Here is a 17972-nt window from a genome sequence, read left to right as displayed (position 1 = left end):
GGTTCGTGACTACTCCCCGCCCTGAAGGGCGGGGCTTCTAGCTTTTGGCAGAGACTGTAGCCCCAGTCTCAAAATGTTTATCGCCGCATTCTCGTCACGGTCCATGATTAGTCCGCATTGAGGACATTCATGGACCCGATCCGATAGCGACTTCGTGACTTTAAGACCGCACCTGGAACATAGCTGACTTGTGTTCCTGGGATCTACTAGAACCACTATCGAACCGGCGCTTTCAGCCTTGTACGATATGATAGTGACTAGCATCCTCCAGGCAGCGTCTGATATGCTTTTAGCCAGGCAGTGATTATTAAGCATTTTCGTGATGCTCAGATCCTCGAAAGCAATCAGCCCGAACCTTTCGACCAGGTTGTGACTGACCTGATGAGCAAAATAGTATCTCTTGTTAGCTATCCGCTCATGAATCCGTTGGACGACCTTGAGGGCTTTCATCCTATCGGGTGTCCCCTTCTCGCATTTAGATAGTCGTCTCTGAGCTTTGGCTAATGCCTTCTCCTCAGATCGGAAGAACCGGGGATTATCGATCTTCTCTCCGTTGGACAGTGTAGCGAAACTCTCCAGCCCCACGTCAATGCCCACCATCGACCCATCTTTCCATGGAGGCTTAGGAGGATCGTCGATCTCCACTGAGAAGCAGGCAAACCACTTTCCGGTCGAGGTTCGGCGGATAGTCAGCCTCTTGATCTTACCTTCTATGGGTCGGTGGAGCTTGATCTTGACATCTCCGACTTTAGAGAGGCGAAGCTTCCCGAAAGACAGTTTGAATCCCGACTGAGGATAGGTGAACGAATCATACCACCCGAGCCCTCGGAACCGGGGATAGCCGGGTTTCTCGCCCGATTTGACCCTTCGGAAGAACGCTTTAAAAGCCAGTTCAACCCTTTCCTGGACATTCTGGAGAACTTGTGAGTGGACTTCGATCAGTTCGGGCTTTTCCACCTTCCATTCCGGGAGGAGGTTATGGGTCTCGTATTTCGAGGTTGATCTACCTTCCTTCTCCCAAGCGTCTTTCCGGTATGCTAGGGTTTGATTGTAGACCCATCTACACAAGTCTAGCGTCCGCTCCATCCTCGATTGCTGAGATTTGGTAGGATAGATCGGGTACTTGAACGACTTGCGCATATCAGTTTATACTGCTTAATATTATTTATAGGTTCGAATAAATGGCGAGGGGCTCTACATCCCCGGCCTAAAGACCGGGGTTTAACGCCCCTCTCCACTCCCCTTTTTTATAACCGGCGGAGGGACCGGAGATCCTCGCCGGCCGCCCTCTTCACGAGGTCGACCAGATCCTCGTTGTCCAGCCCCTCCATCGAGATCCGATCTCCTCCGCCGAAGACCTCCTCCCGCACCCGTCGGCCCACCAGGTCGTCGGAGCCGGGACGGACCCTGAGGATATAGCTCCCTTTCGGCGCCACCGTCCTGGGGCAGAGCATGTCGAGGTCGCCGTCGACGATCCCCACCAGGGGTATTCCGAGGCGGGCGAGGACCTCCCCGGCGATGGCGGTGGTGTCGTCGCCGACGGTCACCGCCACCCCCGCCCCCCGGGCCGCCTCGAAGGTGCCTTCGGCGGCGTGATCGATGAGGACGGCGTCGCGGCCGGGTTCGCGGACCCTCCTCGCAGAAGCCTCCGTCCGCCTCACATCCCCAGTCCTGAGGATGGCGGCCTCCAGGTCGACGGATGGGATCTTCTCGAGGCCGTGCTCCTTCACCTCAGCCCCCAGGACCTGAACGATCCTGCCGTCGGTCGCGGATATCGTCACCCTCTCCTCTTCGGCCCTGCCGATGACGATCCCGTTGACGGAGACGTTCTCGCCGGGGACGGCCCCGAAGATCGTCCTGGTGACGGTCCGGCCCGAGGATGCCGTCATCCCCGGAGGTTGAGGGGCCGCCACCATCGGGAACCCCAGGGCCCCAGCGATCCTCTCGGCGATCCCCCCCGCCCCGCCGGCCAGGACGGAGGCGAAGGGGCCGCTATACTCCGCCAGGATTAGGGGCTTATGGGGCTTCGCCCTCTCAGCCACCATCGCCCCGAAGGCGAGGCCCGTCTCCGCGGTCTTGGCATAGTTCAAGAGGACTACGACGTCGACGGAGGGCATAAGCCGCTGGACCGACCGGCTCGGGGTCTCCCGCCTCGATATGTCGATCCTATCCTCCAGGGCGGCGTCGATGACGGCGACCCTCCCCATCGTCCCCCCGAGGACGGCGGTGACCGATCCTATCCTCTCGAGCCGGTCCAGGGCCTCCCTGGCCCGGCCGGAGTCGACGACCTCGGGGCCGTGGACGACGACCCCAATCTCATCCGCCGCTCTCGACGCTCTCATCCTCCATCTTCACCGACCTCATCCTCTCCTCTTCCGCCTTCATCCTCTCCTCCATCTCCGCCATCGTCCGGCCGCCGATACCCCTCCTCTCGGGCATCTTATCGATCGGCTGGAGGGTGCTCAGGTGGTAGTAGAGCCCCGTAGAATCGAGGAGCGCCCACCTTTCGCCGTCCTCTTCGGTCTTCAGGACCTTCACGATCCCCACCGTCCCGGTCCCCGCGTACCTGACGATGCTCCCCTCGCTGATCTCCTCTGCCATGATCCTGCATCACCTCACAGAAGCTTCTCCTTCACCACCTCGCCCGCGAAGTTCTTAACCTCTGCCCCCCCGGGGACGGAGAGGACCTCGACCCCGTGAAGCTCGTCGGTCCCGCAGAGGACGTCCTGCTCGGGGTGGGTGCCCGCCTCGATATCGCACCTTATCCTCGTCCTCTCCCCCACTGAGACGACGGTCTTCAGCCTCGGGGAGGCGGGATGGCCTCTGGGGAGGACTATCAGGGGAGAGTTCATCTCCCGGATCAGAAATAGGGTGCAGAGGAGGCCCCTCTTCGCCCGGTCCCCGACCCCGGAGGTCGAGGCGACGAGGAGGTCGTCATCCTCGGTGAAGATGACGATCTCCTCATCATCGGTCTCGAGATAAAAAAAGCCGCCGAGGGTCCTGGCCACGGCCAGGGTCCCGGTCCGCCCGGTGAGGTAGGCGATCTCGTCGTCTTCCAGGGGGATCTTCATTCCATCACTCAGCAGGCTTCACGTTCCTCGACTGGCACGAGGGGCATCTGACCCTCCTGCCCATCCCCTTGAACTTGTTTCCGCAGTCCTGGCATACGTAGCCCTTCGACGCTATCGACTCGACGTCGCCTATCTCTGGTCCGCCTCCAACGGTACACATGGGGCTTTCACCTCCATCCATACTATTTCCAATGGCTCTTATTTAAAAGAGGTGGCTTGGAGCATCAGATTCATCTTCGTAGCAGCGCGGAGACCCCGGTCTTTAGGCCGGGGAGGAGCGCGTGCCTACACCTCCGAAAAGCATATATTATCTAACAACCTGACATATGAATGTGCTTAGAACGGTTACCTTCAAGCTTAGGATGGGCGACCGAGACCGAGTTACTCTCGCTGAAACGATGAGAGCTTATACCAAGGCTTTTTCCGAATCCGCTAAATGGGGATTTGAGAACAAGTCTTGGAACAAAGTCGATAACCATCATGCCACCTATAAGCTTGTCCGTTTAAGCATTCCTGATCTTCCTTCGTCTTTGGTACAGGGTGCAAGAGATTGCGCGTGTGAAGCTCTGAAAGCGTGCAAGTGCAGATCTCTTCCAGAGCGAAGACCGCTCGCTGCGATGAGGTACAACCAACGAGTTGTTACAGTGAACCTCGTTCACGGCATAGCTACGATTGCGTCCATCAAGGGGCGAATCAAGGCAACGTTCTTTATACCCCAGAACTACCGAGATTATCTCACTTGGAAGATCAAATCGTCCACGATATCCTATGATCGACGATCCGATACATTCTATCTGCACGTGTCTCTTGAACACGACGACCCCCAACCCATAACTGAGTTCAAGGTGCTTGGGATCGATCGAGGTATCGTGAATATTGCAGTCTGTTCCGATAACACGTTTTACAACTCGAAGAAGGTTAAAAATACCAGAGCTAAGTATGCTCACCTTCAGAAAGAGTTGCAGTCTAAAGGCACCAAGTCGGCAAAACGCAAGCTCAAGCGTCTCGCCGGTAAGGAAAGACGGTTTGTGACTGACGTGAACCACTGTATATCGAAACAGATCGTGAACTCGGATTATACGGTATTTGCTCTTGAAGACTTGAGCAAGATCCGAGTCCAGAAGCGAAGAGGTAAGCAGTTCAACCACAAGCTCAACAATTGGTCGTTTTACCAATTGGAACAGTTTATCAGGTACAAAGCGGAAGCTATTGAGAAGCATACGCTTCTCGTAGACGCCAGGTACACCTCGCAGAAGTGCTCTGAATGCGGTCACATCTACAAGGGGAACCGTAACGGTTCCTCGTTCCGGTGTCGGAAATGTGGTTTTGAACTCCATGCGGACCTTAACGCGTCTCGAAACATTGCTCAGGCGGGTATATCTTGTCTGAGTAGGCTGCCTTGTCAACCAGCCCAATGTAGTCCAGTTTAACCGGAACTACAAGCCCCTCCCTTCAGGGAGGGGTAGTTGACCAATATTCTCTGCGAGATACCATCGAATCAACTTCGCCAGGTGGATGAGGCATGATCCCGGAGAGGGCGCGGATATGGAAGGAGGGGCGGGAGGGGAAGGGCCCGGTCATCTACTGGATGACCAGAGACCAGAGGGCGGAGGAGAACTGGGCCCTAGCCTTCGCCCAGGAGCTGGCATTGGAGAGGAGGGCGCCCCTGGCCGTCGTCTTCGCCCTGAAAGAGGAGTTCCTCGGCGCTGCCATGCGGCAGTACGGGTTCATGCTCCGGGGGCTCGAAGAGGTGGAGAGGACCCTCAGAGATAAGGAGATACCCTTCGTCCTCCTTCAGGGAGACCCGGGAGAGACCGTCCCCGACTTCGTAAGAGAGCATTCTGCGAGCGCCCTGGTCACCGACTTCTCCCCCCTGGCGACTAAGAGGGCCTGGATGGAGAAGGCGGAAGAGGGGCTTGACCTCCCCCTCCGCGAGGTGGACGCCCACAACGTCGTCCCCTGCTGGGTGGCGTCGCCGAAGCAGGAGTATGCGGCCCGGACCTTCCGGCCGAAGGTGAGGCGACTTTTGCCGATCTTCTGTGAGGATCCTCCGGCTGTCCAGGTCCACCCCCACCCCTGGGACCTCGATGCCGGGGTGAGCTGGGACCGGCTCCGGAGGGACCTCCGGGTCGATCGCTCCGTCCCCGAGGTGGAGTGGATAAAGCCCGGAGCCGCTGCCGCTCGAAGGGCGCTACGTCGGTTTCTCGGCGAGAAGCTCTCTCGGTACGATGGAGATAGAAACGATCCGACCCTCGACGGCCAGTCGAACCTCTCGCCCTACCTTCACTTCGGCCAGATCTCGGCTCAGAGGGTCGCCCTGGAGGCGGCCAAATGGGAGGCGGATCCCAGATCCAAGGCCGCCTTCCTGGAGGAGCTGGTGGTGAGGAGGGAGCTCTCCGACAACTTCTGCTTCTACAACCGCGGTTACGACACCTTCGATGCCTTCCCCGCCTGGGCGAGGAAGACCCTGGACGAACATCGGAACGACCCGCGAGAGTACCTCTACGATCAGGAGGAGCTCGAAGGGGCGAAGACCCACGACCCCCTCTGGAACGCCGCCCAGAGGGAGATGGTCGTCCGGGGGAAGATGCACGGCTACCTGAGGATGTACTGGGCGAAGAAGATCCTGGAGTGGACGGACTCTCCGGAGGAGGCCCTGAAGATCGCCATATATCTGAACGACCGCTACGAGCTGGACGGGAGGGACCCGAGCGGCTACGTCGGCATAGCCTGGTCCATCGGCGGGGTCCACGACCGGGCCTGGAAAGAGAGGGAGATCTTCGGGAAGGTGAGGTACATGAGCCTCCGGGGGGCGAGGTCGAAGTTCGACGTCGGATCTTACATCGAACGGATCGAATCGCTGGACTGAAGAGGGGGGGAGAGGGAGACGGTGCCGGAAGGCCTTCAGCAGGGCTGAAGGACGACCTCTATCGACCTTGCCACCATCTCCCCATCGGATCGGTTCCCCGAGGCGGAGATGAGGCGGGTCGGGGGAGAAGGCCCCAGCACCGCGAGGTCGGCGGTCAGGTTGACGGCCTCTCCGGGCATGAGGGTGAGGTTTGCGGCGACGGGGCCGGGGGCGATGGAGTCGGTGACGGTGAGGTTATTGATCGGAAGGTCGCCGGTGTTCTCGATGGTATAAACGGAGGCGAGGCCGCCGCCGGGATGGATGCATCCACCGCTGGACTCCACCGTCAGGTTCAGCCCCTGCCACCCGATCAGGTCCACCGTGGCGGAGGCGGAGGCCTCCGCCCCATTTCCAGCATAGTCGACGGCGGTCGCCACGATCGAGTCCTTATGGAGGCCGGGGGCGTCCTCTTCGCCGAGGGCGAAGCTCGAGGAGCCGGAGGCGACCTCCCCGGGGCTCAGCTCCGTCCTGCTGAGGGGGACGGGTCCGACCCTCGAATCGACGAGGTAGAGGTCCCGGACGGGGACGGTCCCGACGTTGGAGACGGCGTACACTCTTCTAATCGGCCCTCCGACCCGGGCGGAGCAGTCCTGGGGGAGGACGGTGACGGAGAGGGCCGGCCTCCGGTCGGCGAGGCTCCCGAACTGGATCGTATTCTGTATCTCGAAGTTTCCGGTGTACCTCTGATGGGAGCTGACATCCCGGACGAAGGCCTGATGCATATTGGAGCTGGTGACGTAGGTCCCGTTGAAGGCCAGATTCATATCGGTGGCCACGAGGTGAGAGCTCGCCGAGGTCGTCACCTCCCGCTTTATATCCGTGGCGCTGAAGGCCTCCTGAAAGGAGGTCTTCGTTCCACGGAAGGGCGAGCCGGTCTCGATCCGCTTGAACCCCACCAGGGGGACGTCCCCGGAGTAGGAGAGGCTTGAGGCCCCGGCGGAGCTGCCCCCAATCCGGAGGCTCCCGTCTCCTGCCATGGAGCTGTGGCGCTCGTAATCTGCCATCCGGTGGACGACGGATCTACTGATGTCGATCTCTCCCGTTCCGCTCACCCAACCCCCGGCAGGGCCGGATCCGGCGAGGATGCTCACTCCCAACAACAAGACGAGCCCCCATCCCTTCATGTTAGGTATTCCGTCACCAATCCCTTAAGATGGTGGCGGTGAGGGCGAGAGAAAAAAATAAAGGATCTGGAGCCCTATCCCGCTACCAGATGCCGCCGTAGAGGTAGACGGTGGAGGCGGGCTCGAACTTCAGGACGACGGGGGTGCTCCTCTGGTAGAACCGGGGCTTGCCGTAGAACCACTCCCCGTCCCAGACCTTGATGGTGTGCCACATCCCTCCGGCGACGTTGACCCTGTATCTCCCGTCGAGGGGGTCGCCCCCCTGCCCGTCGGTCCCGACGTACTGGTCGTCGACGTAGACGTCGTACCCCCTCATCCTATCGGACTCCAGGGTGACGACGACGTCACCGGTGGTGGTGACGGGCCTCGGCGCTGGCGCCGGGATGGCGGGGGCAGGGCCGGGGGTCGCAGTGGAAGCGGCAGCGGCGGCGGAGCCGGCGATCATGTCCGGGGTCAGATCCTCTCCGACGTCGATGATGACGACGTTGCTCGGCTGGCCGTTGGCGACGAAGAAGAGGGCGTACCTCCCCATCTCAGCGGCCTGGAAGCTCGTCCTGTCGTAGGTTCCCAGGCTGTAGGGGGTTATCCCCACGATCCCTGAAGGCGATATCTCATAGAAGTCGGCGGCCCCTCCCCCGGGGGTGGTGGTGACGAGCTGCAGCCATGTACCGATGGGACAGGCGGCGTACCTCGACCAGGCCGTCTCCCCCTCGATCCAGAGCTCATTGGACCCGGCGTACATCTCCGAGGAGGCGTACTCCGAATAGGGGACCGTCTGCCACCCCAGGTCGAGGATGGAGGGCTCGTTTCCTGCTATCATGAAGCTGACGGGAACCCGGTCCCGGGAGAAGATATCCTCCTCGGTGAAGAAGTACTGGAGGTACCGCGAGTAGGTGAAGCTCGAGCTTGAGCTGAAGCTGTAGCTCTCCGAGGAGCCGGAGGCTCCGTACAGCTGCCCTGCATAGTTCAGATAGTCTTCGCCAGGGGATGAAACCCCAAAATAATCTTCGTAGTTCTCGCCCATGGCCTGGGCCGATCCCAGGGGGGCGAATATGGCAATGATCAGAATTGCCCCACTCCAAAGTCTCATTCGAAACACCTGGGAGGGGGACGACCGGGTGGATAGTAAAGATTTTGGTGGTGGAGCGCCGTTCCGACCTCATGCCACAGGGACCGAGGGCCAGATCCGGTGATGAGGGGGGCCGGAGGGAGGAGCTCCTAGCCTGGGGCCGGGAGTATCGAGATAAGGGGAGGATCTGGCGGGGGGCTCCGCGGAGGCTCCCCCCCCTCCCCGAAGGAGCCCGGGTCCTGGAGCTCGGCTGCGGCAACGGCAAGACCCTCCAGGGGATGCTGGGCCGACCCTGGAGGGTGGCGGCGGTGGACGTATCTCCTCAGGCCCTGAGGCTGGGGAGGGGGCTGGCGGAGGAGACGGGCCGGCGAAGAGGCCTCCTCCGGCCGGAGCCTTCGACCTCCTCCGGCGTCCGGCCCCCGCCAGCACCTCCGGCGGACCGGGTCCCTCTGGCCAATCGGCTCGAACTCGTCTCCGCGGACGCGGTCCACCTCCCCTTCAGGGACTCGTCCTTCGATGCGGTCTTCGCCTTCCACGTCCTAGGCCACCTCCGGGAGGGCGACCGGATCAAGGCGGCGCGGGAGGCGGCCCGGGTCCTCAAGGCCAAAGGTCGCCTCTTCTTTATCGAGTTCGGGGTCGAGGATATGAGGGCGGGAGAGGGGGTGGAGGTGGAGGAGATGACCTTCCGCCGGGGCGGGGGGGTCATCACCCACTACTTCACCGAAGCCGAAGGCCTGGAGCTCTTCGATATGCTCCGGCCTGTCTATATCTTGACCGATAGAAGGGTCACCCGGATCATGGGGCGGGACCATCTCCGGTCGGAGGTGGAGGCGGAGTTCATTAAGGAAGAGGGCTGAGGAGGCATCATGGAGCGTTCATTCTCCGAGATCAGAGCCAAGGTGGACCGGGGGGAGGCCGTCGTCCTCACCGCCCGGGAGGTGGGGGAGGTCCTCGCCGACGGGGGGAGGGTCTCTTTAGAGGAGGTGGACGTCGTCACCTGCGCCACCCGGGCGGTGATGAGCGGCACCTACGCCGTCCTCTCCTTTCCGGCGGCGCCCCCGGCTCCTTCCGGCGGGCGATCGGGGTCACGCTCAACGGCGTCCCGGGAATCGTCGGGCCCTGCCCCAACGAGCGGCTGGGGATCGTCGACCTGATCGTCTTCGGGACGGCGGCGAGCCGGGAGGAGCCGAGGTACGGCGGAGGCCACCTCCTCCGGGACCTGGTGGAGGGGGAGGTGGTCCGGGTCGAGGTGGAGACGGACACGGGCTCCGGCTTCGAGGTGGACCTGAAGCTCGCCGATATGCCGACGGCGAGGCTCTTTGGGACCCGCCACTCTTTCAAGAACTACTCGGCCTTCGTCAACCCCGGGGAGGAGAGGGTCGCCACCATCTTCCACGCCACCACCTTCGACCCCTGCTGGAACGGCGCCTCCGTCTCGGGGTGCGGCCGCATGAACCCCCTGGAGAACGACCCCCTCCTGGAGACGATCGGGGTCGGGACGAGGGTCCTGATCAACGGTGCCGAGGGGTTCGTCCTGGGCAGGGGGACGAGGTCCTCCCCCGAGAGGCCTAACCTCTCGGGGTATGCGGATATGCACGGGATGGACCCCGAGTACATGGGAGGCTTCGGAACATCCGCAGGCCCCGAGTGCATATCGTCGTGGGCGGTCCCGATCCCGGTCTTGAGGGAGGGGATCCTGGAGAGGATGGCCAGCCCTGAAGGGTCTATACCGCTACCGGTGGTGGACGTCGCGAGCCGCCAGGAGCTCGGCCGGGCAACCTACGCCGACGTCTGGGAGGGGGTAGACCTGGAGGTCAGCTTCGACCCCGGGGCCTGCAAGAGGTGCACCGCCTGCCGCCCCGAGGCGATCTGCCCGACGGGGGCTATAGCCTTTCGAAACTTTCTTCCCACCCTCGACCGGAGGAGGTGCTTCAACTGCGGCCTCTGCGCCACCTCCTGCTCCGGAGACGTCTTCAGAGCCCGCCTCGGATCCCTCCGCTTCGCCGGGCGGGAGGTTCCAATCGTCGTGCGGCAGTCCGACCGGCTGCGGGCCGAGAGGCTCGCCGAGGAGCTGAAGGGGCGGATCCTCGACGGCAGCTTCAGGATGACGGAGATGGCGGAGCGGATATCGCCATGATATTAAAGCCGATGATCGTTGGCAGGGCGTGACCCAGACAGAAGCCTAAAAGGGATGATAGAGAGAACTCCAACATTATTTAACATTAGTATATACCGTGATATATTATTATATGTCTAGCAATACTTCTAATATATTGTTCATTAATGTATCCCGAAATATTATATATAGTTAAAAATTTTTTTCATTATTAAGTTGGATATAATTGGTAATTGGGGAGCGATCTGTTCTTTTAGCCGGTGAATTTTGCTCGGATATAAACAGATTGATTCACACTTCATCCTTCAAGCAGGAGGCTGCATCACAAAGATATGTTATTGAATATTTTCATATTAATTGAAAGAACGGGAAAGTTATAAAAAAGTTTATCTAATATCACGATTGTAGATAACAGCCTAAGATGTCCTGGTGGTAGAGGGTGCTCAATAACAGCCTTTGGATGAAGTATTTCTGGCTTTGGATGGCGATCATGATCATCAGCTCAGGATGCACCGTCCAAGGAAGGACGATAGTCCTGGGACCTTCCGAGAGCATCCAGGCCGCCATCGAAGGAGCCGACCCCGGCGATATCGTCGAGGTCTCCAGCGGGACTTATCGCGAGAACGTCAACGTGGACAGGCCGCTGATCCTCTTCGGAGTCGATACAGGCGGGGGAAGGCCAGTGGTGGACGCCGGGGGGAGGGGAAGCGCCATCACCCTCAGCGGCTCGGGGGCCGTCCTGGAGGGGTTTGTCGTCACAAACTCCGGGAGCAAGACGGACGTTGACGCCGGGGTCCGGGTGACGTCGGAGAGGAACGTCATCCGAAACAACGTCGCGAAGGAGAACGCAGGATGCGGCATCCTCTTCGAGAGCTCAAGCCGCAACATCGTCACCCACAACGAATTTAGCGATAACCCCTGCGGAGCAGGCCTTTTGAACTCCTCCGAGAACGTCCTCTTCCTCAACGTCTTCAAGGATAACGGAATAGACGCCTCATCTTCGAACTCCACCAGCCGCTGGAACTCCTCCGACCCCATCAGCTACAGGTACAGGGACGAGACCTTCACCGCTATCCTTGGAAACCACTGGTCGGAGTACTCCGGCCCCGACACCGACGGCGACGGGATCGGCGACCTCCCCCACGTCTTCGGGGCCGAGAGGGATGAGGCCCCCCTGATCATGGCGGGACTGCAGCCCGAGATCGATCTCGACAAGGCCGGAAATGTCACCTCGGGGGAGCCGGGATCCGTCGTCAAGTTCACCATCGATGTGGCGAACCTCGGGGAGATGGAGTTCGACCGAGTCGTGGTGGCGGACATCCTCCCCGACGGCCTGGAGTACCTGGGAGACGACCGGAACGGGACCGTTGCTGGAAGGAAAGTAACCTGGGAGCTGGGCCGCCTCCCCGTCGGCGAGTCTATGAGGGTGGAGCTTTTGGCCAGGATAAGCGGCACCACCCTCGGCAACATCACAAACCACGCCGAGGCCGCCGGAATCCTCTCGACGGAGTACAGCCTCACCGACGAGGATCACGAGATCCTGGAGGCGCTGATCGAGAGGGTGATCCTAGCGAGGGGGGCGGAGTTCTCCCGGGAGGTGATCTATGTCGTCCCGCCACCTTCGGCGCTCTCGGGTGAAGTAGGGGGGAAGACCTTCATCACCATACCCCTCTCTGCTGGGGGGCCTGATAGATCTATTGAGGATATGTACGCCATCCGTAATGTTATCGCCAGGGCCCAGAACGGAGATTCGCTGGAGGTGCGGGGCTTTGACCCTAGTTCTCCGTACGGACAGGACCCGAAACAGACTGAGATTGACGTAAACAAGTCTCTATACTTGCGGGGCGTGGTCATGGACGCCTCTTACGGACCGCCCACCTTTACAGGAAGATTTGTCACAACCGCCATCACCGTCAGCGGAGAGAGGTGCTTCATAGAGGGCCTGGTGGCGATAAATTCGGATCTATCCGAGGCTGGGATTAAAGTCCTTTCAAACAACAACGTCATCAAGGACAATATTGCCAAAAATAATAGAGGAGTAGGGTACCTCCTCAGAAGTTCCAGCGGCAACGTCATCACAGGTAACACGGCAGAAGAGAATCGTCAGGGTGCCATCCGCCTGGAATCCTCCAACGGCAACATAATTTATCTCAACAATTTCATCAATGGATCTAGCCCGGTCGGCTGGTCGGACTCGAATAATACCTGGAACTCGCCGGCGGCTATGACCTACCGGTACAACGGCACCACCTTCACCAGCCGTCTCGGCAATTACTGGTCCGACTATTCGGGGGTCGATGCCGACGGCGACGGCATCGGCGACACACCTTACGACATTCCTGGAGGATCTGACCGGGATTTCTATCCCCTGATGTCTCCCATAGAATTCTACGATCTGAGCTGTGACAATAAAGCCCTCTCCAAGGTCGCTGACCGCAAGACCGCCAGGCCCGGCGAGGAGATCACCTACACCATCACCGTATGCAACAGAAACAGCACCGTCCCCGTAGACGCCGTCGTCGAGGACATCTTCGATGGGCCGGTGGAGCTCGTATCCGTCTCCCCAGCCCCCGACGGGGACGGCCTCTGGCGTTTCTATGAGATCGGCCTCGGCGAGTGCCGGGAGATCGTCCTGGTGGTGAAGGCGCCGAAGAGGCAGGAGTTCGAGTTCCAGATGGGATCGGAGGTCGCTGGCACAGGGTTTGTCAGGGTGGCGAGCGATTACTCAACGGCTCCGCCTTCTTACATCCTCAAAAACTGCGCCACGGCCGTCTTCTATCTGAACGGCTTCATCCTGGGAAGAGAGAGAGGCTGCGCCGCCGTCCTCATCGACGACCCCGGCGCCGAGCTCTCCACCCAGGAGCACGGCAGCGGCCTCTACAAGAGCGATGAGACGATCACCCTTCGTTCGGATAACAGGTCCATAGAGATGAATAAGGCAGTCTCGGCGGATCACGGTCCTTCGACGCTGACCCTCTATCGGAACAGGACCCTCGCCTACTCTTCCCGGTGGACCGAGGAGGCGGAGGCGAAGAACCGGGCTACCGGGGCATCGATGGCCGAGGCCTACCGGTACGCCACCTCCATAGACCGGGAATCGAGGTTCTTCCTCGACCGGAACGAGTCGGTGATGGAGGTAGAATCCCAGTTTGACGGTATGGGTCACATGGGGTTCCTCAAGATGCCTTCTGGCGGCTCGGGCCCCCGGTCGACCCCGATCTTCGAGATGAGGGAGGATTACGCCGGAAGCTTCCGGGTCCTCCAGAGGATCGACGAGTACGGCTCCGGAGTCTCCTCCGACCGGTCGGCTTCAGGGACCGGGTTTGTGGTGGTGGACAAGCGGATCGGAGAGAGCCAGAGGTCCTACGAGTCTGGTACTGGCTTTTACGAGTCGGAGGAGACGATCAGAACCTACACCAACTACGTGGCCAAGGACCTGAGCCTCGTCTACAGCCCAGAAAACCAGACCCTAATCGACGATCTCTCTATAAACCGGTCCATGAGGTGGAAGGAGGGGATGTGGTCCCGGGTCAGAAACGAGAGCCTAATCGGCGAGGAGTACACCTCCATCACCAGGCTCGATAAGGAGACGGTGGCCCGGTGCTTGAACGAGATGGAGACGGAGGCGAGCTTCTCCGGCCAGGGGAGGTACAGGACCGTCTTCATAGACAGGGTCGACCTGGACGAGCTATACGCCGGCGACTACTCGATCCGGCGAAAGGTCCTCCTGGAGGGGGTCTCGAAGTACGATCGGCCGCATATCAACCTGACCAAGACGGGGGTGGTTCGCGAGGAGACGGTCGTCGAGGATGGTGCCGAGAGGAGGATCACCGTCGCGGAGTACACCATCACCCTCGAGAACGACGGGAACAGGTCCCTCGCCCCGGTCCGCGTGAAGGACCTCTTCCCGCCGGGGGCGGCCTACAGGAGCTCGTCGCTGAGGCCCTATCGTCTGACGGCCGGGAGCGCCGAATGGGTCCTGACTCATCTGGCCGTTGGAGGCCGCGCCGAGATCCTCCTGAGGCTGGAGGTCACCGATCTCTGCGACCAGGACATCGTCAACCGGGTCGAGGCCTCGGGGGGCTACGACGGCGGATGGGCGAACGCCACCAACTTCTCCGCCATCGAGAGGGGCAGGCTCTGGTGCTGCCCCGCGGGAGAGGTCTCGGCAGCGATGACCGCAAAGCCCGAAGGCGAGAACCCCAGGCGTGTCGTCTACAACCTGACGATCAGAAACGAGGCGGACGACCCGAGGGTCGTCGCCGCGACCTGCCAGCTCCCCGAGGGGATGAGGCTCCTCGACTCAAGCGTTCCCTTCTCGTCGTACGATTCAGGCGTGGTAACCTGGAACCTGATCGACCTCCTCCCCTTCGGGTCAAAGACGATCCTCTTCGAGGTCGAGGCCTCCATGAACGGGACCTTCGCCAGCAGGGCCGAGATCGAGGTTCTGTCTTTCAACGGGACCTCTCTCGATCAGCCTCTCAGCGTCGAGGCTTTTGTCGCCGTCGAAGAGTTCGACGGGGAGAGAGAGGCTCCGGGCTGGCGGCCCCCGGCCTGGGGGCTAAACCGCATCGCGTCTGAAATGGGATGCTGGGATGAATGTGATCTGACGCCGCTGTGACGTCAGTTCTGTATGTATAAGGAAAGGAATTTTAGGAAGAGGGATGCAAGATGGGACATGATTGGAGATCTTATGACGGATGCCTGACGCCTTCGACCCCACACCGCAACTGGATGACGGGGCTCAGGACGCAACGCGCGGATGAATGTGTAGCTTACGGAACCCTCGCCGCCCTGGAGTCGATGTTGAAGATACACTACTACAACGATGCGGCTAAAGAGTTCGATCTATCCGAAGACGACTTGCTGGCCGCTATGGGTGACATTCGCAGCGTGGAAAACGCCTGCAATATACTGAAGAATAATGGTATCACCATACCCGACAGAAGCGCAGCTTACAAAATTGCAGGTAGTAGTTATATAAATTCCGAAGGAATGAATTCCGTCGAAACGATTATTGCGAAGGCGAAGGTTTATCTTGAAACCAACGGCCCCATAATTGCAAAGTATAACGATGATGTAATCGGGAGCCACTGCCTTGCGATAGTTGGCTATACGGACGCTGGTAATTGGATCTGCAAAGATAGCTGGCCTCTTAATAATGGTGTCCCGTATCACAACAGTAGCAGCACCTGGAATACTGATGGTACATGTAAGATACACGACGCCAATGGTGGCTACAGAGAGATAAACGCCGATTATATGATTGGGAATCTTTCTGGAGAGTTATATGCCATCTTGATCCAGGAACTGAGGTTCCCGATTAAGAATAACGATAGTGGCCATACATCTATCAACAACTGGACGGGAGGTCTTTTGAGGATTCGTAAAAAATTTGGCGATACGTATACTAATTTGGAACTCAGAGATCCAACTTCCAGAGCCAGGTTCGTAGCGAAAAATCCAGGGTGCAATGTATCAATACCAGATCCTAATCCTGATAATATGAGTTTTTTTATATCACCACCTACAAACTTGGACAATTTGGTGGTAGATGCGGCTCCGGGTGAATATGATATAGATGTACATATATGCGTAAATGGGAGCAACTATTATGCTCACGCTGGTGGTACTGTGGGAGATTCTTCTCTGGAAGTTGAGATTCTTTTGAATACGATCCAACAGTGCGCCAGGGAGATCCTGTACCCGTTCGCTCTGGATGCCATGGAGAAAAATCCATCGGACGATGCGAAAACCGATATAAATGTGGCCCTCAGGTTGCTATTGAGGACGGCGGAGATCTCGAAGGAGGAGTTCATCGCGGATCTGGAGCGGAGGTTGGTTGATCTTGATAAAGCGCATGGATGCGGGATCGACGGGGCTCTTGAAATCCGGCGGGCGACAGAAGAGATTCGAAAGCTGGTGAGGTCCATGGAAGACTGAACCATCTCCTTCGTCCTTTCGCCCTCCCCTCCTCGGGAGGGTGCATCTTCTTTAATTCTCCCCGCCCTCTCGCGAGGTCGAAGGCCGATAGAACGGAGACCTTCGGGAACAGGGGCGAGGTCCTCTCTCTCGACGGTACCTCCGCCGCCGGGCCCCTCGCCATCGGGGCCTTCGTCACCGTTGGAGAGTTCGACGGGAGAGAGGCGCCGGGCTGGAGGCCCCCGGAGAGGGGGCTCAACGACACGGCTTGCATAGGATGCTGGAATGAATGTGATCTGGCGGAGTTGTGACGCCAGTTCTGTATGTATTAACAAAGGATTTTAGGAAGAGGGATGTAAGATGGGACATGATTGGAGTGCGTATGACGGATGCCTGACGGCTTCGACCCCACCCCGCAACTGGATGACGGAGGTAAGGATCCAAAGACAGAATGAATGTGTGGCTTACGGCACCCTCGCGGCCCTGGAGTCGATGCTGAAGATACACTACTACAACGATGCAGGAAAAGCGGATTTCAATTTATTTGACGCAAAGATCGATAACACTTATAACAACCTGCTACAAGAAATGGGGACCAATGTCAGCGTAGGTAATGCTTGCACGATACTGAAAGGTAACGGTATCATCATACCCGGCAGAACCGCCGCTTATAAAATCGGAGGATACGTTGATATAAATGCTTCTTTAAAAAAGGACGACATCCAAGGCATTATTGAAGCGGCGAAGAAGTATATCATGACCAACGGCCCCATAATTGCAGTGTATAACGATGCTGTAATCGGGAGCCACTGCCTTGCGATAGTTGGCTATACAGACGCTGGTAATTGGATCTGCAAAGATAGCTGGCCTCTTAATAATGGTGTCCCGTACCCCAACGACGAATCGACCTGGAATCTTGATGGTACATGTAAGATATCCGGCGCCAATGGTGGCTACAGAGAGATAAACGCCGATGATATGATTCGGAAACGTTCTGGAAACTTATATGCGATATTGCTCCAGAGACTAACCATATCGATTAAGCACAATTCTACTCCGCCTACATCCATCACCAACTGGTGGAAAGCCCTTCTGGAGATCAGAAAGAAAATTGGTGATAACCGTGTTCCATTGGCAGAGTTAGATCCAACCCACGTGTCCAGATTCCACGAGGATAATCCTGACTATGAGCTGGAATATTGTTATCCTAGAAAAAAATGGTATTGGGGTCTAAGGTTATCCCCTCCCGAAGGGAGAAGTCTAAACTTAGATTACTTGAAGGCGGATGTCGGACCGGGTGATTATCACATGTATGTTCACGCATGCTCCAATACTAACGAAAATTGGGATGGTCCTGCGACCGTCGGGGATTCCGATACGTCGGTGGAGATACTTTTGAATAAAGTCGGTCAGTGCGCCCAGGAAATCCTTTACCCGTTCGCGCTGGACGCCATGAAGAGAGGGCCGTCGGAGGATGAGAAATCCGATTTAAAAGTCGCCCTCAGGTTGCTGTTGAGGACGGCGGAGATCTCAACGGAAGTGTTCATCGCGGATCTGAAGGAGAGGTTGGATGATCTGGAAGAAGCGCACGGATGCGGGATCGACGGGGCTCTTGAAATCCGGAGGGCGACCGAAGAGATTCGAGAGCTGGTGAGGTCCATGGAAGACTGAACCATCTCCTTCGTCCTTTCGCCCTCCCCTCCTCAGGAGGGCGCCTCTTCTTTTCCGTCTTGCCCCTCAGGAACCAGCCCCCTCCAGGATC

The 17972-nt window shown here is 58.7% G+C and carries 15 protein-coding genes; 8 read left to right on the top strand and 7 right to left on the bottom strand.

All coding sequences use genetic code 11. The features are described 5' to 3' along the window. Positions 1–9 precede the first annotated feature (9 nt). The 5 genes from MHAR_RS05840 to MHAR_RS13675 all read right to left on the bottom strand — a co-directional run bounded on the left by MHAR_RS05840 (position 10) and on the right by MHAR_RS13675 (position 3231). Positions 10–1140 (bottom strand): RNA-guided endonuclease InsQ/TnpB family protein, encoded by a 1131-nt coding sequence (locus tag MHAR_RS05840; protein ID WP_014586690.1) that lies wholly within the window; start codon positions 1138–1140, stop codon positions 10–12. Positions 1141–1247: 107 nt separating this feature from the next. Beyond that, positions 1248–2342, bottom strand: a complete 1095-nt coding sequence (locus MHAR_RS05835) for a DUF2117 domain-containing protein (RefSeq protein ID WP_014586689.1) — start codon at positions 2340–2342, stop codon at positions 1248–1250. Then, on the bottom strand, positions 2317–2601 hold the full coding sequence (locus tag MHAR_RS05830; RefSeq protein WP_014586688.1) for a DUF2098 domain-containing protein: 285 nt from the start codon (positions 2599–2601) through the stop codon (positions 2317–2319). Before MHAR_RS05830 ends, MHAR_RS05835 begins: the two co-directional genes overlap by 26 nt. Before the next feature lie 14 nt (positions 2602–2615). Next, a complete protein-coding gene (locus MHAR_RS05825; protein WP_014586687.1) occupies positions 2616–3071 on the bottom strand; it encodes a hypothetical protein in 456 nt (151 codons plus the stop codon). Between the two features lie 4 nt (positions 3072–3075). Next, positions 3076–3231 carry a hypothetical protein gene (locus MHAR_RS13675; protein WP_014586686.1) on the bottom strand — a complete coding sequence of 52 codons (156 nt, stop codon included), beginning with the start codon at positions 3229–3231 and terminating at the stop codon, positions 3076–3078. Positions 3232–3397: 166 nt separating this feature from the next. Between MHAR_RS13675 and MHAR_RS14195 the strand changes: the two genes are divergently transcribed. Both MHAR_RS14195 and MHAR_RS05815 read left to right on the top strand, forming a co-directional pair. Next, positions 3398–4501 (top strand): RNA-guided endonuclease InsQ/TnpB family protein, encoded by a 1104-nt coding sequence (locus MHAR_RS14195; protein ID WP_014586685.1) that lies wholly within the window; start codon positions 3398–3400, stop codon positions 4499–4501. 92 nt (positions 4502–4593) lie between these two features. Further along, entirely contained in the window at positions 4594–5940 is a 1347-nt protein-coding gene (locus MHAR_RS05815; protein WP_014586684.1) for a deoxyribodipyrimidine photo-lyase, read from the top strand. 35 nt (positions 5941–5975) lie between these two features. On the opposite strand, the gene MHAR_RS05810 is transcribed toward MHAR_RS05815, so the two are convergent. Both MHAR_RS05810 and MHAR_RS05805 read right to left on the bottom strand, forming a co-directional pair. Then, on the bottom strand, positions 5976–7082 hold the full coding sequence (locus tag MHAR_RS05810; protein WP_143763305.1) for a hypothetical protein: 1107 nt from the start codon (positions 7080–7082) through the stop codon (positions 5976–5978). 103 nt (positions 7083–7185) lie between these two features. Continuing rightward, positions 7186–8193: a hypothetical protein gene (locus tag MHAR_RS05805; protein ID WP_143763304.1), complete on the bottom strand. Its 1008-nt coding sequence runs from the start codon at positions 8191–8193 to the stop codon at positions 7186–7188. Between the two features lie 71 nt (positions 8194–8264). On the opposite strand from MHAR_RS05805, the gene MHAR_RS05800 reads away from it, so the two are divergent. The 6 genes from MHAR_RS05800 to MHAR_RS05780 all read left to right on the top strand — a co-directional run bounded on the left by MHAR_RS05800 (position 8265) and on the right by MHAR_RS05780 (position 17881). Next, positions 8265–9029 (top strand): class I SAM-dependent methyltransferase, encoded by a 765-nt coding sequence (locus MHAR_RS05800; RefSeq protein WP_014586681.1) that lies wholly within the window; start codon positions 8265–8267, stop codon positions 9027–9029. A gap of 9 nt (positions 9030–9038) precedes the next feature. Beyond that, positions 9039–9326, top strand: coding sequence for a homocysteine biosynthesis protein (locus MHAR_RS14065; protein ID WP_014586680.1), 288 nt, complete (start codon positions 9039–9041; stop codon positions 9324–9326). Beyond that, positions 9251–10309: a methanogenesis marker 16 metalloprotein gene (locus MHAR_RS05795; RefSeq protein ID WP_338039959.1), complete on the top strand. Its 1059-nt coding sequence runs from the start codon at positions 9251–9253 to the stop codon at positions 10307–10309. The genes MHAR_RS14065 and MHAR_RS05795 overlap by 76 nt, the downstream gene beginning before the upstream one ends. A 460-nt stretch (positions 10310–10769) precedes the next feature. Then, positions 10770–14909, top strand: a complete 4140-nt coding sequence (locus MHAR_RS05790) for a NosD domain-containing protein (protein ID WP_048144423.1) — start codon at positions 10770–10772, stop codon at positions 14907–14909. Positions 14910–15091: 182 nt separating this feature from the next. Continuing rightward, entirely contained in the window at positions 15092–16231 is a 1140-nt protein-coding gene (locus MHAR_RS05785) for a peptidase (protein WP_228369618.1), read from the top strand. Between the two features lie 471 nt (positions 16232–16702). Further along, positions 16703–17881, top strand: coding sequence for a peptidase (locus MHAR_RS05780; RefSeq protein ID WP_228369617.1), 1179 nt, complete (start codon positions 16703–16705; stop codon positions 17879–17881). Positions 17882–17972: the final 91 nt, after the last annotated feature.

The organism is Methanothrix harundinacea 6Ac (assembly GCF_000235565.1).
Classification (GTDB): Archaea; Halobacteriota; Methanosarcinia; order Methanotrichales; family Methanotrichaceae; genus Methanocrinis; species Methanocrinis harundinaceus.
The sequence above is the reverse complement of the archived record's forward strand: the minus strand, read 5'-3'. Positions and strand labels throughout refer to the sequence as shown.

Excerpts from the sequence above, each read along its gene's own strand:
- MHAR_RS05805 (WP_143763304.1), bottom strand. The coding sequence starts at position 8,193 with ATGAGACTTTGGAGTGGGGCAATTCTGATCATTGCCATATTCGCCCCC.
- MHAR_RS05815 (WP_014586684.1), top strand. The coding sequence starts at position 4,594 with ATGATCCCGGAGAGGGCGCGGATATGGAAGGAGGGGCGGGAGGGGAAG.
- MHAR_RS05800 (WP_014586681.1), top strand. The coding sequence starts at position 8,265 with ATGCCACAGGGACCGAGGGCCAGATCCGGTGATGAGGGGGGCCGGAGG.
- MHAR_RS05790 (WP_048144423.1), top strand. The coding sequence starts at position 10,770 with ATGGCGATCATGATCATCAGCTCAGGATGCACCGTCCAAGGAAGGACG.
- MHAR_RS05780 (WP_228369617.1), top strand. The coding sequence starts at position 16,703 with ATGCTGAAGATACACTACTACAACGATGCAGGAAAAGCGGATTTCAAT.
- MHAR_RS05825 (WP_014586687.1), bottom strand. The coding sequence starts at position 3,071 with ATGAAGATCCCCCTGGAAGACGACGAGATCGCCTACCTCACCGGGCGG.
- MHAR_RS14065 (WP_014586680.1), top strand. The coding sequence starts at position 9,039 with ATGGAGCGTTCATTCTCCGAGATCAGAGCCAAGGTGGACCGGGGGGAG.
- MHAR_RS13675 (WP_014586686.1), bottom strand. The coding sequence starts at position 3,231 with ATGTGTACCGTTGGAGGCGGACCAGAGATAGGCGACGTCGAGTCGATA.
- MHAR_RS05785 (WP_228369618.1), top strand. The coding sequence starts at position 15,092 with ATGTTGAAGATACACTACTACAACGATGCGGCTAAAGAGTTCGATCTA.
- MHAR_RS14195 (WP_014586685.1), top strand. The coding sequence starts at position 3,398 with ATGAATGTGCTTAGAACGGTTACCTTCAAGCTTAGGATGGGCGACCGA.
- MHAR_RS05840 (WP_014586690.1), bottom strand. The coding sequence starts at position 1,140 with ATGCGCAAGTCGTTCAAGTACCCGATCTATCCTACCAAATCTCAGCAA.
- MHAR_RS05830 (WP_014586688.1), bottom strand. The coding sequence starts at position 2,601 with ATGGCAGAGGAGATCAGCGAGGGGAGCATCGTCAGGTACGCGGGGACC.
- MHAR_RS05835 (WP_014586689.1), bottom strand. The coding sequence starts at position 2,342 with ATGAGAGCGTCGAGAGCGGCGGATGAGATTGGGGTCGTCGTCCACGGC.